Genomic DNA, 15,792 nt, shown 5'->3' with positions numbered 1-15,792 from the left:
CGGAGCCCGCATGACTTCCCGCCAGCAACTTGCCGCGTTTCTCGACAGACCCCGGACCCGGAATGTCATCACCGCCGTGATCCTGTTCAACGCGGTCCTGCTGGGGCTCGAGACCATCGACCCCGTGATGCGTCTCGCCGGCGGGCTGATCGCCGCGCTGGACCGGCTCTGCCTGGCGTTCTTCACGCTGGAGATCTCGGCCAAGCTCTATGCGCATCGGCTCCGCTTCTTCCGCAGCGGCTGGAACATCTTCGACTTCGCCGTCGTCGCCATCGCGCTCGTGCCCGCCGGACAGAGCTTCGGCGTTCTGCGGGCGTTGCGGATCCTGCGGCTGCTGCGGGTGGTGTCGGTCACGCCGACGCTGCGCCGCGTGGTCGAGGGGCTGCTGACCGCACTGCCGGGCATGGGATCAGTCTTCGCGCTGATGGCGCTGATCTTCTACGTGGCCTCGGTCATGGCGACGAAACTGTTCGGAGAGAGTTTCCCGGACTGGTTCGGCACGCTCGGCGCCTCGGCCTATTCCCTGTTCCAGATCATGACGCTGGAAAGCTGGTCCATGGGGATCGTGCGGCCTGTGATGGAGGTCTACCCCGAGGCCTGGCTGTTCTTCGTGCCGTTCATCCTGATCACCACCTTCGCGGTGATGAACCTTGTCGTCGGTCTCATCGTCAATTCGATGCAGGACGCCCATGCGGAGGAATCGAATGCCGCGACCGAGGATTACCGGCACGAGGTCGTGGCGCGGCTGGACGCGATCGAACGGCATCTGAGGGAGAGGGGGTGAGCCGCGCCCGCAGGCGCGTGCCCAATCTTGTCGCCAGTCTTGGCGGTGTTCAGAGAACGAAGTTCACGATGGCGAGAACGACGACGACCAGTCCGACGAGAAAGATGATGGAACGCAGCATTTCGGGTCTCCTTCCGGCTATTTGCTGGGATGGCAACGCCGCAACCCCGGGCCGGTTCCTTCCCCGCCTCACAGATTGGTGAACCCCCGCCGAGTGGTGCATTTCAGCCGCGCGACTTTCCCCGGTTTAGGAAGGGCGCCATGAAGCGGCGCGGCTCATCCGTCTCGAAGGCGGCGCCGAACGCCGTGACGCTGCGCGCGATGCCGTCCTCGAGATCGGCCTCGGCCCAATAGGCGATCAGCGCCTTCTGCTGGCGTATCGCCGCCGGGCCGCCGGCCACGATCGGGTCCACGGTCCGTTCCACCAGCGCGTCCAGCTCTCCCGGCGGGCAGGTGAATTGCACGAACCCCCATTCCCGCGCCTGCGCCGCATCCACCGTCTCGCCGGTGAGCAGCAGCCAGTTCGTCGCGCCGGGGCCGATCAGGCCCGGCAGGAGCGCCGCGTGGATGACCGAGGGGATGCCGACGCGCACCTCGGGCATCCCGAAGACCGCGTCGGAGGAGGCAAGGCGGATGTCGCAGCAGGCCGCGAGCTCCAGCCCGCCGCCGAGGCAATGGCCGGGGATCCGCGCGATGGTCGGGACGGGCACCTGCCGCACCGCCTCGCAGAGATCGCGCAGGCCCGAGATGAAGGCGCGGGCCGAAGCGGGCTCGAGCGTGGCCATCTCGAAGATGTCGGCGCCGCCCACGAAGGCCCGGTCGCCGCTGCCGCGCAGGATCATCGCCCGCGCATCCGTCCGCCCGGCGATCCAGGCGACCGCCTCGGTGACGGACCGGATCACCGGCGTCCCGAGGATGTTGAGGCTCTTCGCATTGGCGATCGTCGCGGTATAGACGCCGCGGTCGTCGCGGGTGATCTCGCAATGGGCGAAGGTGGGGATCGGGTCTGTCATGGCGGGCTCCTCCTGGCGCGGGCAGCCTGCACTTTCCCCGCCCCGCAGGTCCAACGCTTTCCAGATGCGTGCACGCAAGGCCACCGGTCGGGCGGCTGTCGCCCGGGGGCGGCGATGGTGTCGGAGTGTCGGGAGAGAAGTGGTGCCCAGGAGAGGACTCGAACCTCCACGGCCTTGCGGCCACTGGCACCTGAAGCCAGCGCGTCTACCATTCCGCCACCTGGGCAGGTGTCGTGGAGTGGGCGTTTATATTTGGCCCCGGAGAGTGTCAACGGGATTCGATCGAGTTTTTTCCTCTCCCGCGCGTCAGCCCGGCTTATCGCCTTGCCGCAGGCCCGCGGGGGGGCTAGGAAAACAGGGAACTGCCAGGACGGAGGGCGTGGATATGTCCAAGCTTGTCACCATTTTCGGCGGGTCGGGGTTCCTCGGCCGCTACATCGCTGGGCGCATGGCCAAGGACGGCTGGCGGGTGCGCGTGGCCGTCCGGCGCCCGAACGAGGCGATGTTCGTCCGGACCTACGGCGTGGTCGGCCAGGTCGAGCCGGTGTTCTGCAACATCCGTGACGACAACTCGGTGCGCGACGTGACGCGCGGCGCGGACGCCGTGGTCAACTGCGTCGGCACCTTCGACGCCAAGGGCAAGAACAACTTCGGCGCCGTCCAGGACGAGGGCGCGACGCGCATCGCCCGGATCGCGGCCGAGGAGGGCGTGGCCCGCATGGTCCACATCTCGGCCATCGGCGCGGATGCCGAGGGCGAAAGCACCTATGCGCAGACCAAGGCCGCCGGCGAGGCGGGCGTGCTAGAGCACATGCCCGACGCGATGATCCTGCGCCCCTCGGTCATCTTCGGGGCCGAGGACAACTTCTTCAACCGTTTCGCCGGAAACGTGCGATTCGGCCCGACCCTGCCGATCGCGGGGGCGGACACGAAATTCCAGCCGGTCTATGTCGACGACGTGGCAGCCGCGGCCCAGATGGGGATCGAGGGCCGGGCGCCCGGCGGCATCTATGAACTCGGCGGGCCGGACGTGAACACCTTCCGCGAGCTGATGCAGCAGATGCTGGACGTGGTGCAACGGCGCCGGATGATCATCAACATGCCGATGTTCGTGGCGCGGATCGCGGCCTTCTTCCTCGACATGGCGCAGGCCGCGACCTTCGGGCTGTTCCACAACGGCATCCTCACGCGGGACCAGGTGAAGCAGCTGTCCACCGACAACGTCGTCTCGGGCCGGCACAAGGGCTTCGAGGACCTCGGGATCGAACCGATGGCGGTCGAGGCGGTGCTGCCGGATTACCTCTGGCCCTACCGCCCCTCGGGCCAGTATGCGGCGATCAAGAACTCGGCCCGCAACCTCAAGGCATGACCTGACGGCCGCCGGCCGTCAGGAATAGGCCCAGGCCAGCAGGACCACCCCGAGGATCACGCGGTAGATCACGAAGGGCGTGTAGCTGATCGATTTCAGCAGCCGCATCAGCAGCGCCAGCGCCAGCAGGGCCGAGAGGAAGGCGAAGATCGCCGCGATCACCGCCTCGAAGGCCAGCTCGGTATTCCCGTCGCGGATGATGTCGAGGCTGAGAAGCGAGGCGCTGGCGATGATGGTCGGGATCGACATCAGCATCGACAGTTTCGCGGCATCCCGCCGGTTGTAGCCGAGGAACAGCGCCCCGGTGATCGTCGCCCCGGATCGCGAGGTGCCGGGGATCAGCGCCACGGCCTGCCACAGTCCCATGACAATGGCGTCGCGCAGGGTCCAGTCGGTATCGGCCTTCTGCCCGTCCGACACCCGGTCGGCCCACCACAGAACCAGCCCGAAGCCCAGCATCGTCCAGCCGATCACCGCGACCGAGCGCATCGCGTCGTCCAGCCCCGTGAGCTTGAGCGCGAGGCCGAAGAGGATGACCGGGATCGTCGCGATCACCAGCAGGAAGGCAAGCCGCGCCCCGGGCGTCTCCAGCCGCCCGCGCAGCATGTCCGGGATGCCCAGAAGCCCCATCTTCACGTCCGGCCAGAAGTAGAGGATCACCGCCCCGAGCGTGCCGAAATGCACCGCGACGTCGATCACCTGCCCCTGATCCTGCATGCCGGTGACCTGCGGGAAGAGGATGAGGTGGGCCGAGGAGGAGATCGGCAGGAACTCGGTCAGGCCCTGGATGACGGCGAGAAGGAAGAGGTGGAAGAGGGACATTCAGAGAGGCTCCGCAACACGTCCGCGGAGGCTTACACCGAGTGTCGGAGCGGGGGAAGAAACGTGTTTGGTCAATTGTGCTGACCTAAATTTGCCCTCATGATCCCTCCCCGGGGTAGCAAGGGGCAAGAAAATCGTATATTAGGTCAGCTCGACTGACTTTTATTTCTTTTTGCGATTGTCTAGAGACGTCGCAGAAGATCGATTCCGAGGAGAGGCAGCGTCGTGGCCAAGCAACCTATGCTCAAATTCGTGACCGTCCCCCGCGACATGCCCGAGAAGCGTGACGCGAATGTGCGGAAGCAGGATTTCAGCGAGATCTACGCCGAATACGCGGCCGCCAAGGCCGAGGAGCAGTCCGCACGCTGTTCCCAATGCGGCGTGCCCTACTGCCAGTCGCATTGCCCGCTTCACAACAACATCCCCGACTGGCTGCGCCTGACCGCGACGCACCGGCTGGAAGAGGCCTATGCCGTCAGCCAGTCCACCAACACCTTCCCCGAGATCTGCGGCCGCATCTGCCCGCAGGACCGTCTCTGCGAAGGCAATTGCGTGATCGAACAATCCGGCCACGGCACGGTCACCATCGGTGCGGTCGAGAAATACATCACCGACACCGCCTGGGAAAAGGGCTGGGTCAAGCCGATCACACCCCATGCCGAGCGTGACCAGTCCGTCGGCATCATCGGCGCGGGCCCGGGCGGGCTGGCGGCGGCGGACATGCTGCGCCGGGCGGGCGTGCAGGTCACGGTCTATGACCGCTACGACCGCGCGGGCGGGCTGATGACCTACGGGATCCCGGGCTTCAAGCTCGAGAAGGACGTGGTGATGCGCCGGATCGAGCAGCTCGAGCAATCGGGCGTCGAATTCGTGCTGAACTGCACCGTGGGCGAGGACATCTCGTTCGACGCGATCCGCGGCAAGCATGACGCGGTGCTGATCGCGACAGGCGTCTACAAGAGCCGGGATCTGAGCGGTCCGGGCGCGGAGAGCCAGGGGATCGTGCGCGCGATCGACTATCTCACCGCGTCGAACCGCGCGTCGAACTTCGGCGACATTGTCGAGGAATTCGAAAGCGGCGAGCTGAACGCGGACGGCAAGAAGGTCGTCGTGATCGGCGGCGGCGACACGGCGATGGACTGCGTCCGCACCGCGATCCGCCAGGGCGCCGAAAGCGTGAAGCTGCTCTACCGCCGCGACCGGATGAACATGCCCGGCTCGCAGCGCGAGGTGGCCAATGCCGAGGAAGAGGGCGTCGAATTCGTCTGGCTCTCCGCGCCGGTCGGCTTCGCCTCGAACCCGCGCTCGGCCGAGCCGTCGGACGCCTCGCCGCAGAGCTTCGTGCATGGCGTGACGGTCCAGCGGATGCGCCTGGGTGCGCCCGACGCCTCCGGGCGGCAGGCGCCCGAGGTGATCGAGGGGTCGGATTACCTCGAGGATGCGGACCTGGTGATCAAGGCGCTCGGATTCGAGCCGGAGGACCTGCCGAAGCTCTGGAACACCGACGGGCTGGAAGTGACCCGCTGGGGCACCGTCCGGGCCGAGTTCGGGTCCGGCCGCACCAGCCTCGACGGGGTCTTCGCCGTGGGCGACATCGTGCGCGGCGCGAGCCTCGTCGTCTGGGCGATCCGCGACGGGCGCGACTCGGCGCAGGCGATCCTCGAATACCTCGACACCGAGGCATCGGCCATCGCGGCGGAGTGACTGAACGGCCGGCCCCCCGGCCCTGTAGGGAGAGAAGAGCATGAGCGAACGTCAGGGCGGTTGCATGTGCGGCGCGGTGAGGTTCACCGCGACCGATGTTCCGGCAGGCTTCGGCGCGTGCCATTGCGAGATGTGCCGCCGCTGGACCGGCTCGGCGATGCTGGCGGTCTCGGTCCCCGAAGCCTCGGTGACATGGGCCGGCGCCGCGCAGATCCGCACGCTGCAATCCAGCGAATGGGCCGAGCGCGCCTGGTGCGGACGCTGCGGCACGGGGCTCTACTACCGGCTGACGACGGAGGGGGCCTCGACCATCGAGATCCCCGTGGGGCTGATCGACGACATTTCCGGCATGGAGTTCAGGCGCGAGATCTGGATCGACCACAAGCCCGACGCCTTCGCCTTTGCCGGTGAGCGCGAGCGGCTGACCCGGGAAGAGGCGATGGACCGCTTCGGCCCGGCGGAGGACGCGATTTGACCGAAGGTCGATGCCTCTGCGGCGAGGTCCGGGTGTCGGTCGAAGGACTGTCCGACGAGATCTCGGCCTGTTTCTGCGACATGTGCCGGCGCGCCGGGGGCGGCCTGCAGATGGGGATCGAAGCGCCGGCGGAGACGGTGACGATCACCGGCCCGCTGAAGACGCACCGGTCCTCGAAACTGGCGGAGCGGGCGTGGTGCGACACCTGCGGCTCGCCGGTCTGGTTCCGTTATGTCGAGGGGCCGGACACCGGCTATCTCGAGCTTTCGCCGGGTCTGTTCGACCATGACGGCGGGGCGACACTGAAACGCATCGTTTATGCCGACCGGGCGACCGGGGTGCATCTGAAAGGCGCCGAGATCGAGATGACTTCGGCCCAGTACGAACAAGAATTCCCGTTCCTCGACGAAGGAGAGACGCCATGACCACGTATGACGAAAACTGGGCCCGCGCCGAGGAAGCGAAGCGCAAGTGGATGTCCGAGAACGGCATGTTCTCCTACGAGGACGAGAAGTCGTCCTGCGGCGTCGGCCTCGTCGTGTCGATCGACGGCAAGAAGAGCCGCAAGGTCGTGGATTCGGGCATCGCCGCGCTGAAGGCGATCTGGCACCGCGGCGCGGTCGATGCCGACGGCAAGACCGGCGACGGCGCGGGCATCCACGTCGAGATCCCGGTGCCCTTCTTCTACGACCAGATCAAGCGCACCGGCCACGAGCCGCGCGAGGACGAGCTGATGGCCGTCGGCCAGGTCTTCCTGCCCCGGACCGACTTCGGCGCGCAGGAAACCTGCCGGACCATCGTCGAGGCCGAAGTGCTGAAGATGGGCTATTACATCTACGGCTGGCGTCACGTGCCGGTGGATGTCTCCTGCCTGGGCGAAAAGGCCAATGCGACCCGGCCCGAGATCGAGCAGATCCTGATCTCGAACGCCAAGGGCGTGGACGAGGAAACCTTCGAGCGCGAGCTCTACGTGATCCGGCGCCGGATCGAGAAGGCCTCGGCCGCGGCGGGGATCAACCACCTCTATATCGCGTCGCTGTCCTGCCGCTCGATCATCTACAAGGGCATGATGCTGGCCGAACAGGTGGGCGAATTCTATCCCGACCTGATGGACGAACGCTTCGAGAGCGCCTTCGCGATCTACCACCAGCGCTATTCGACCAACACCTTCCCGCAATGGTGGCTGGCACAGCCCTTCCGGATGCTCGCGCATAACGGCGAGATCAACACCCTGAAGGGCAACGTCAACTGGATGAAGAGCCACGAGATCCGGATGGCCTCGTCGACCTTCGGAGAGCTGGCCGAGGACATCAAGCCGATCATCCCGCAGGGCTCGTCCGACTCGGCGGCACTGGATGCCGTGTTCGAGGTCCTGGTCCGCGCCGGACGCTCCGCGCCGATGGCGAAGACCATGCTGGTGCCCGAGTCCTGGTCGAAGCAGGCGCTCGAGCTGCCGCAGGCATGGCGTGACATGTATTCCTACTGCAACGGCGTGATGGAGCCCTGGGACGGCCCCGCCGCCCTGGCGATGACCGATGGCCGCTGGGTCTGCGCCGGGCTGGACCGGAACGGGCTGCGGCCGATGCGCTATGTCGTGACGGGCGACGGGCTGCTGATCGCGGGCTCCGAGGCCGGGATGGTGCCGACCAACGAGGCGACGGTGCGCGAGAAGGGCGCCCTCGGACCGGGCCAGCTGATCGCCGTCGACATGAAGAAGGGCGCGCTCTACCACGACACCGAGATCAAGGACAAACTCTCGGCCGCGCAGCCGTTCGGCGAGTGGGTCGGCAAGATCAACGACCTGGAAGAGACGCTGGGCGCGGTGACCGAGAAGCCGCTGTTCTCGGGCGGCGAGCTGCGCAAGCGCCAGATCGCGGCGGGCTTCACCATGGAGGAGATCGAGACGATCCTCGCCCCGATGGTGGAGGATGCGAAGGAGAACGTGGCCTCCATGGGCGACGACACGCCCTCTGCCGTGCTGTCGAACAAGTACCGGCCGCTGAGCCATTTCTTCCGGCAGAACTTCTCCCAGGTGACGAACCCGCCGATCGACTCGCTTCGCGAATACCGGGTGATGTCGCTGAAGACGCGCTTCGGCAACCTGAAGAACGTGCTCGACGAGTCGAGCGCGCAGACGGAGATCCTCGTGCTGGAGAGCCCCTTCGTGGCGAACCAGCAGTTCGAGGAGCTGAAGACGCATTTCATCGACAACCTCGTGGAGATCGACTGCACCTTCGAGGTGACCGACGACCATGACGCGCTCCGCAAGGGGCTGGAGCGGATCCGGGCCGAGGCCGAGGAGGCCGTGCGGTCCGGCGGCGGGCATATCGTGCTGACCGACCAGCTGCAGGGTGAGGACCGCGTCGGGATGCCGATGATCCTCGCGACCAGCGCCGTCCATTCGTGGCTGACCAAGAAGGGGCTGCGGACGTTCTGCTCGCTCGGGGTGCGCTCGGCCGAGTGCATCGACCCGCATTACTTCGCCGTCCTGATCGGCTGCGGCGCGACCATCGTGAACGCCTACCTCGCCGAGGACACCATCGCCGACCGGATCGGCAAGGGCCTGATCGAGGGCTCCCTGACCGAGGCTGTCGCGCGCTATCGCGAGGCCATCGACCAGGGGCTTCTGAAGATCATGTCGAAGATGGGGATCTCGGTGGTCTCCTCCTATCGCGGCGGGCTGAACTTCGAGGCCGTGGGCCTGAGCCGCGCCATGTGCGCGGAGTATTTCCCCGGCATGACGTCTCGGATCTCCGGGATCGGTGTCTCGGGCATCCAGAAGAAGGTCGAGGAGATCCACGGCAAGGGTTGGCGCGGCGGACAGGACGTCCTGCCGATCGGCGGCTTCTACAAGGCGCGGAAATCCGGCGAGACCCACGCCTGGGAAGCGCAGACGATGCACATGCTCCAGGCCGCCTGCAACCGGGCGTCCTATGAGCTGTGGAAGCAGTATTCGGCTCGAATGCAGGCGAATCCGCCGATCCACCTGCGCGACCTCCTGGCGATCAAGCCGCTCGGCAAGGCGATCCCGATCGAGGAGGTCGAATCGATCACCTCGATCCGGAAGCGCTTCGTGACCCCGGGCATGTCGCTCGGCGCGCTGTCGCCCGAGGCGCACAAGACGCTGAACGTCGCGATGAACCGGATCGGTGCGAAGTCCGATTCGGGCGAGGGCGGCGAGGATCCGGCACACTTCGTGCCCGAGCCGAACGGCGACAACCCCTCGGCCAAGATCAAGCAGGTGGCCTCCGGGCGCTTCGGCGTGACGGCGGAATACCTCAACCAGTGCGAAGAGCTCGAGATCAAGGTGGCCCAGGGTGCGAAGCCCGGCGAGGGCGGGCAGTTGCCCGGCATGAAGGTCACCGACCTGATCGCGCGGCTGCGGCATTCGACCAAGGGCGTGACGCTGATCTCGCCCCCGCCGCACCACGACATCTACTCGATCGAGGATCTGGCCCAGCTCATCTACGATCTGAAGCAGATCAACCCGACCGTGAAGGTGACCGTGAAGCTGGTGGCCTCCTCCGGCGTCGGCACGATCGCGGCCGGCGTGGCGAAGGCGAAGGCCGACATCATCCTGATTTCGGGTCACAACGGGGGCACGGGCGCGTCTCCGGCGACCTCGATCAAGTTCGCCGGCCTCCCGTGGGAAATGGGCCTGACCGAGGCGCACCAGGTCCTCGCGATGAACAACCTCCGCGAACGGGTGACGCTGCGCACGGACGGCGGGCTGCGGACCGGGCGCGACATCGTCATGGCGGCGATGATGGGGGCCGAGGAATACGGCATCGGCACCGCCGCGCTGATCGCCATGGGCTGCATCATGGTGCGCCAGTGCCAGTCGAACACCTGCCCCGTGGGTGTCTGCACGCAGGATGAATCGCTCCGCGCGAAGTTCACCGGCAATGCGGACAAGGTGGTGAACCTCATCACCTTCTACGCCACCGAGGTGCGGGAGGTCCTGGCCTCCATCGGGGCGCGGTCGCTCGACGACGTGATCGGGCGCGCGGACCTGCTGCACCAGGTGAGCCGGGGGGCCGATCACCTCGACGATCTGGACCTCAACCCGCTGCTCATCACGGTCGATGGGGCGCATGACATCCGCTACAACCGCGACAAGGAGCGGAACCCGGTGGACGACACGCTCGACGCCGAGATCGTCCGCGATGCCGCGCGCTTCCTGAAGGACGGCGAGAAGATGCAGCTCTCCTACGCGGTGCAGAACACGCACCGGACGGTGGGCACGCGGACCTCGAGCCATATCGTCCGGAAGTTCGGGATGCGCAACGCGCTGCAGTCGGACCACCTGACGGTGAAGCTGACCGGCTCGGCGGGCCAGTCGCTGGGCGCCTTCGCGGCACCGGGGCTGAAGCTGGAAGTCTCGGGCGAGGCCAACGATTATGTCGGCAAGGGGCTCTCGGGCGGGACCATCGTGGTGCGGCCCTCCATGGCCTCGCCGCTGGTGGCGTCGGAGAACACGATCATCGGCAACACCGTGCTCTACGGGGCGACCGACGGCTACCTCTTCGCCGCCGGCCGCGCGGGCGAGCGCTTCGCGGTCCGGAACTCGGGCGCCAAGGTGGTGATCGAGGGCTGCGGCTCGAACGGCTGCGAATACATGACCGGCGGCGTCGCGGTGATCCTGGGCGAGATCGGGCCGAACTTCGGTGCCGGGATGACCGGCGGCATGGCCTTCCTCTACGACCCCGAAGGCCGGGCCGAGACGCTCATGAACCTCGAGACGCTGGTGACCTGCAAGGTCACGGTCGATCACTGGATGGGCCAGCTTCGCGCGCTGATCGAGCGGCATCTGGACGAGACCGGCAGCCGGAAGGCCGCGGACATCCTGCAGCACTGGGACGCCGAGAAGGACAATTTCCTTCAGGTCGTGCCGAAGGAGATGCTGAACAAGCTCGCGCATCCGGTGACGGTCGAGGATACGGCGATCCCGGCGGAGTGATCCCCGGCGCATGAAGGAAGGGCGGCCCCGGGGCCGCCCTTTCTCGTCTCTCGCCCGATATGACGGTCCCCCGGGTCGCGCCGGACCCCGCGCGGCCGGTCACCTGGCCATCGCGGCTCCGGCCAAGGCGCATGAGCCGGGGGCCTCTCCGCTGCCCGCCATCCGGACGGGCGCGGAGGGTTCGAGCCCCTGCCCGGTCACGCGCGGAGCCTGGCCCAGCTCTGGTTCCGAGGGATCAGCTGCCCAGCCCGACGCCGCCCGCACCGCCGCCCATGATGAGCGTCCACCAGATCTTGCCGTTGCGCTCCTGATACCAGGCGAACCCCATGTCGCGGCCACGGCGGTCGAGGATCACGTCACGGGTGTCGGGTTGCTCCATCCACGCGGACAGCGTCTCGAGTTCGGTCTCGTAGGTCTCCGAGATGTTCTCGCCCAGCATCTGGCCGGTGTAGCCGACGCGGCGCACCCGATCGAGCGGGGAGGAGCCGTCGGACCCGAAGTGCCAGGGCCGGTTCTGGTTCGACATGTCGCGGGAATGGGTCGCGGCCGCGGCGTTGAGCTGCGGGTTCAGCGTGACCGGCGCGGCCCCTGCGGCCTGCCGCAGCGCGTTCACCCCGTCGAGCATCTCGTACTGGATGCGGCCCTCGTCTCCGGGGCCGATCTGGTAGACCTTGGGCAGCGGGCGACCGTCCGGACCGATGGTCGAGATCGGAGCCTGGGCGCAGGCCGCCAGCAGGAGAAGGGCAGGCGCGAGGAGAAGGTGGATCGGTCGCATGGCAGGTCCGCGTTGCTTCGAGGGGTTCCACCCGACTTAGCGCGGCGCGACGCGGTTGACAAACCCCCGGCCCGGCGGAACGTGGCCGCCCGACGCGAGTTTGATTTGAAGGTTTCCCCGCGAAATCCTATCCTGCCGCCCAGGCAATCTTACGAAGAGCTCAAAGGAGCAGCCCATGTCCCGGATTCCCCCCGCCACGGGTCGCCGTGCGTTCCTTGCCAGCGGTGCGGCCTTCCTCGCTGCGCCCGCGCTTGCGCAGACGACCAACTATACGAGTTCGTTCGAGAATTCCACGCTCGTCGAACGTGATCCGACCGATTCCGTCCGCCGGAACATCTCGTCCTTCCGGTCGCTGGACTGGCGCCCCTACTTCTCCGATACGCGGGGCGGTGCCGTCCTTGTCGACGTGACCAGCCGGGCGCTGCATTTCTGGTCCGAGGACCAGTCGATCTACAAGCTCTACCCCACCTCGGTGCCCCTGACTCCCGAGCTGACGAAGCTCGGTCGTACCGAAATCGTGAAGAAAGTTGTGGGACCCGAGTGGCGGCCGACGCCGTCGATGAAGGAACGCAACCCCGAGTGGCCCGACTTCGTCGGCCCCGGCCCGGACAACCCGCTCGGCACGCATGCCCTGTACCTGAGCTGGACCTACTTCCGGATCCACGGCACCCACGACACGCGCAAGATCGGCCGGAAATCCTCCAACGGCTGCATCGGGCTCTACAACGAGCACATCGCCGAGCTCTTCGGCCTGACCAACGTGGGCACACAGGTGTTGCTAATTTGACGACAAACCGGCGATCGCATCGTCGGTGGCGCGTGGGCAATTGCAATCGCAGGATTTAATTGCCAGAAACGAGTCACGAGGTAAGTCTTGGGTGTCCCTGTCCTTTACCTGTTGGGGCTTAGGGCACATATCTGGAGGTTAATATGAAGAAACTCGTTATCGCTGCTGCCCTGGTTGCCGCCGCTTCGACCGCCTACGCTGGCTCCATGGCCGAGCCGGTCATCGAACCGCCGGTCATCGTGGAAGAAACCAGCAGCACCTCGTCGGGCATCCTGATCCCGCTGCTTCTGCTCGTCGTCATCGGCGCAGCCATCGCAGCCAGCTAAGGCTCGACTGACTACACGGAAAAAGGCGGTGTGTCCCCACACCGCCTTTTTCTATGTCTGGCGGTCAGTAACGCCAGATAAAGCAGGCGTGAGGCTCATGTGAGCCAGCCGCCGAGATTGCTGCCGATTCGGCCCGCCAGCGCCTCGATATGGGCGTCGTCGTCGTTCAGGCAGGGGATGTAGGTGAAGCTCTCGCCGCCCGCGTGTTCGAAGCTTTCGCGGATCTCCTCGTTGATCTCTTCCAGCGTCTCGATGCAATCCGCCGAGAAGGCCGGCGCCATGACGGCGATCCGCTTCTTGCCGCGTCGCGCCAGCTCGGCCACCTCTTCCACGGTGTAGGGCTTCAGCCATTCCTCGGGGCCGAATCGGCTCTGGAAGGTCGTGGTGATCCGGTCATCGCCCCAGCCAAGCCGCTCCTTCAGCAGCCGCGTCGTCTTCACGCACTGGCAATGGTAGGGATCGCCTTCCATCAGGTAGCGGTACGGCAGCCCGTGGTAGGAGCACACGAGGATGTCGGGCGCCTGGTCGAGCTTCGCGTAGGCCCGTTCGACCGATTGCGCGAGCGCGTCGATGTAGTCCGGGTCATCGAAATAGGGCGGCAGGGTGCGCGAGGCGGGCTGCCACTTCTCGTCCATCAGGGCGCGGAAGAACTGGTCGTTCGCCGTCGCCGTCGTGGCGCCCGCGTATTGCGGGTAGAGCGGGCAGAAGAGGATCTTCGTGCAACCCGCCTCGACCATCGCGCGGACCTTCGACTGGGTCGATGGATTGCCGTAGCGCATGCAGAAGTCGACCATCACGCGCGCGCCGTAGCGTTCGTGCAGCACGGTCTTCAGCTTGGCGACCTGCTGCTTGGTGATCGTCATCAGCGGGCTCTCGTTCGCCTCGGTGTTCCAGATCGAGCGGTAGGCCTTGCCGCTGGTGAAGGGCCGCTTGCCGAGGACCACGGTCTGCAGGATCGGCTGCCATTTCCAGCGGGGGTAGTCGATCACCCGCCTGTCCGAGAGGAATTCGTTCAGGTAGCGCCGCATCGGCCAGTAGGAGGTGCCGTCCGGCGTGCCGAGGTTGGCGACCAGGATGCCCACCTTCTCGCGCGGGACCGCGGGGTGGCTTGCGGGGGCGTGCTCGGGCCGGAATGCTTCGGTCATCTGGTCTCTCCTGTCCATCCGGGCCGCAGATAGAGGCTTCTCCGGGGGGGTCAATCCTTGAGCGGCGTTTCCGCGGCCCCGAGCGCGTCGGCGAGGCGATGGGTCGCGGACCCGGGCCGCAGCGGCTGCGGCTGGCTCGCGTCCGGCGCCCAGCCCGAGAGGTGGACGATCTCGAACGTGGCGGGGACCCGGCCGTCGGGCAGGGCAAAGCGTTCGGTGTAGATCTCGGCGGCGCGGGTCAGGACCGCGCGCCGGGTGGGCCGGCGCAGACGGTGGTCGAGCGCGTTGCCCTCGCCCATGGCGCGAAGCTCGCGCATCAGGTGCAGCGGGGTGGCATAAGTCACGGTGAGCCGGTCGCAATCGGCCACCGGCAGGGCAAGACCCGCGCGTTGCAGAAGCCCGCCGAGATCCCGGATCTCGGCCATGGGCGCCACACGCGGGGACAATCCCGCGGTGATCTCGGTCTCGGCCGCGGCGAGCGCGGCGCGCAGTTCGTGCAGCGTCTGGCCCCCGAAGAGCGTGGCGAGGAACAGCCCGTCCGGCCGCAGCGCCCGGCGCGACTGGATGATCTGGCCGACCGGGTCCGAGGCCCAGTGCAGCGCCATGGCGTGGATGACGAGGTCATGCGCCCCCTCGACCACGTCCAGCACCTCGTCATCCGCGATGCAGCGCGCCTGAAGCCCGAGCGCCGCGGCCCATCTCTCCGCCTGCGGCCCGACGATCAGCGGCGCCGTAAACGTTCTTTTAACCATCGCGAGGCGAGCCTCGGTTTCCTCGATGGCGGCGTCATGCAGGAAGAGCGCCTCGTCCCGGGTGCGGGCACGGTTGCGGATCAGGGCCTGGCGGTCGGTGAGGCGGGGCGTGGTCATGATGGCTAGATAAGGGGCGGGCGATGAACATTCAAACGGCCTTGCGCGTGCTCTATCCGTCGCGCTGCATGGGCTGCGGCACGATGGTGCAGAGCGATTTCGGCCTCTGCGGCCCCTGCTGGCGCGAGACGCCCTTCATCACCGGGTTCACCTGCGACCACTGTGGCGTGCCGCTGCCCGGCGGCCGGCCCGGCGAGGTGGCGCATTGCGACGAGTGCATGGCGCTGCCGCGGCCGTGGCGGCAGGGGCGGGCGGCGATGCTCTACAGGGGGACGGCACGGCGGCTGGTGCTGGCGCTCAAGCACGGCGACCGGCAGGACCTCGCCATGCCCTGCGCCGACTGGATGGCCCGCGCGCTGGCCGGCGTCGACACCACGGGCATGCTGCTTGCGCCGGTGCCGCTGCACCGCTGGCGGCTGGTCCGGCGGCGCTACAACCAGTCCGCGCTGCTCGCCCGCGCGCTCGGGCGCTGGCTCGGGGCCGAGGTCTGCCCCGACCTGCTTGAGCGCGTGCGGCGGACGCCGGTGCTGGACGGCAAGGGGGTGGAGGCGCGTTTCGTCACGCTCGACCGGGCGCTCGTCGTGCCGGACCGCCGGGCCGGGAGGCTGCGCGACCGCCATGTGCTTCTGGTCGACGACGTGATGACCTCGGGCGCCACCCTGACCGAGGCGACTCGCGCCTGTCTGGAGGCCGGGGCGGCCGATGTTTCCGTGGTGACACTGGCGCGGGTGGCCAAAGAGCCTTAAGTTCCAGTCGGAAGTCA

General features: G+C 67.1%; 14 protein-coding genes and 1 tRNA gene. 9 read left to right on the top strand and 6 right to left on the bottom strand.

The window, feature by feature from the left end; all coding sequences use genetic code 11:
- Positions 1 to 10: 10 nt before the first annotated feature.
- Positions 11 to 784 (top strand): ion transporter, encoded by a 774-nt coding sequence (locus Q344_RS0111875; RefSeq protein WP_028286899.1) that lies wholly within the window; start codon positions 11 to 13, stop codon positions 782 to 784.
- A 224-nt stretch (positions 785 to 1,008) separates the two neighbouring features.
- Here the strand turns inward: Q344_RS0111875 and Q344_RS0111870 are convergent, their stop codons facing one another.
- Together Q344_RS0111870 and Q344_RS0111865 are read right to left on the bottom strand one after the other, a co-directional pair.
- Positions 1,009 to 1,797 (bottom strand): enoyl-CoA hydratase, encoded by a 789-nt coding sequence (locus tag Q344_RS0111870; protein WP_028286898.1) that lies wholly within the window; start codon positions 1,795 to 1,797, stop codon positions 1,009 to 1,011.
- A gap of 140 nt (positions 1,798 to 1,937) precedes the next feature.
- Positions 1,938 to 2,023: transfer RNA gene (locus Q344_RS0111865), tRNA-Leu, on the bottom strand.
- A gap of 159 nt (positions 2,024 to 2,182) precedes the next feature.
- Here Q344_RS0111865 and Q344_RS0111860 point away from each other — a divergent pair.
- Positions 2,183 to 3,166 carry a complex I NDUFA9 subunit family protein gene (locus Q344_RS0111860; protein ID WP_028286897.1) on the top strand — a complete coding sequence of 328 codons (984 nt, stop codon included), beginning with the start codon at positions 2,183 to 2,185 and terminating at the stop codon, positions 3,164 to 3,166.
- An 18-nt stretch (positions 3,167 to 3,184) separates the two neighbouring features.
- On the opposite strand, the gene Q344_RS0111855 is transcribed toward Q344_RS0111860, so the two are convergent.
- Positions 3,185 to 3,988: an undecaprenyl-diphosphate phosphatase gene (locus tag Q344_RS0111855; RefSeq protein ID WP_028286896.1), complete on the bottom strand. Its 804-nt coding sequence runs from the start codon at positions 3,986 to 3,988 to the stop codon at positions 3,185 to 3,187.
- 225 nt (positions 3,989 to 4,213) lie between these two features.
- Between Q344_RS0111855 and Q344_RS0111850 the strand changes: the two genes are divergently transcribed.
- The 4 genes from Q344_RS0111850 to gltB are packed head-to-tail and all read left to right on the top strand — an operon-like array spanning position 4,214 to position 11,127.
- Complete coding sequence (locus Q344_RS0111850; protein ID WP_028286895.1) at positions 4,214 to 5,692, top strand: NAD(P)-dependent oxidoreductase; 1,479 nt, start codon at positions 4,214 to 4,216, stop codon at positions 5,690 to 5,692.
- 40 nt (positions 5,693 to 5,732) lie between these two features.
- Positions 5,733 to 6,167 carry a GFA family protein gene (locus tag Q344_RS0111845; protein WP_036539172.1) on the top strand — a complete coding sequence of 145 codons (435 nt, stop codon included), beginning with the start codon at positions 5,733 to 5,735 and terminating at the stop codon, positions 6,165 to 6,167.
- A complete protein-coding gene (locus tag Q344_RS0111840; RefSeq protein ID WP_028286893.1) occupies positions 6,164 to 6,592 on the top strand; it encodes a GFA family protein in 429 nt (142 codons plus the stop codon). The genes Q344_RS0111845 and Q344_RS0111840 overlap by 4 nt, the downstream gene beginning before the upstream one ends.
- Positions 6,589 to 11,127, top strand: coding sequence for a glutamate synthase large subunit (gltB, locus tag Q344_RS0111835; protein WP_028286892.1), 4,539 nt, complete (start codon positions 6,589 to 6,591; stop codon positions 11,125 to 11,127). The genes Q344_RS0111840 and gltB overlap by 4 nt, the downstream gene beginning before the upstream one ends.
- A 235-nt stretch (positions 11,128 to 11,362) precedes the next feature.
- Here gltB and dalA read toward each other — a convergent pair whose 3' ends face one another.
- Positions 11,363 to 11,902, bottom strand: coding sequence for a divisome-associated lipoprotein DalA (gene dalA / locus Q344_RS0111830; RefSeq protein ID WP_028286891.1), 540 nt, complete (start codon positions 11,900 to 11,902; stop codon positions 11,363 to 11,365).
- Positions 11,903 to 12,077: 175 nt separating this feature from the next.
- Between dalA and Q344_RS0111825 the strand changes: the two genes are divergently transcribed.
- Positions 12,078 to 12,689 carry a L,D-transpeptidase gene (locus Q344_RS0111825; protein ID WP_028286890.1) on the top strand — a complete coding sequence of 204 codons (612 nt, stop codon included), beginning with the start codon at positions 12,078 to 12,080 and terminating at the stop codon, positions 12,687 to 12,689.
- A 143-nt stretch (positions 12,690 to 12,832) separates the two neighbouring features.
- Positions 12,833 to 13,015 (top strand): hypothetical protein, encoded by a 183-nt coding sequence (locus Q344_RS0111820; RefSeq protein WP_028286889.1) that lies wholly within the window; start codon positions 12,833 to 12,835, stop codon positions 13,013 to 13,015.
- Between the two features lie 95 nt (positions 13,016 to 13,110).
- Here the strand turns inward: Q344_RS0111820 and hemH are convergent, their stop codons facing one another.
- A complete protein-coding gene (hemH, locus tag Q344_RS0111815) occupies positions 13,111 to 14,160 on the bottom strand; it encodes a ferrochelatase (RefSeq protein WP_028286888.1) in 1,050 nt (349 codons plus the stop codon).
- 50 nt (positions 14,161 to 14,210) lie between these two features.
- The gene (locus Q344_RS0111810) at positions 14,211 to 15,029 is read right to left on the bottom strand and encodes a methyltransferase domain-containing protein (RefSeq protein WP_028286887.1); all 819 of its coding nucleotides are present in this window, start codon (positions 15,027 to 15,029) and stop codon (positions 14,211 to 14,213) included.
- Between the two features lie 23 nt (positions 15,030 to 15,052).
- On the opposite strand from Q344_RS0111810, the gene Q344_RS0111805 reads away from it, so the two are divergent.
- On the top strand, positions 15,053 to 15,775 hold the full coding sequence (locus tag Q344_RS0111805; RefSeq protein WP_036539168.1) for a ComF family protein: 723 nt from the start codon (positions 15,053 to 15,055) through the stop codon (positions 15,773 to 15,775).
- The last annotated feature ends 17 nt before the right edge of the window (positions 15,776 to 15,792 follow it).

Origin of the sequence: Pseudooceanicola nanhaiensis DSM 18065 (genome assembly GCF_000688295.1) — a bacterium.
Lineage (GTDB): Bacteria > Pseudomonadota > Alphaproteobacteria > Rhodobacterales > Rhodobacteraceae > Pseudooceanicola > Pseudooceanicola nanhaiensis.
Note: the sequence above shows the minus strand (reverse complement) of the source record. Positions and strands in the feature narration are given on the sequence as shown.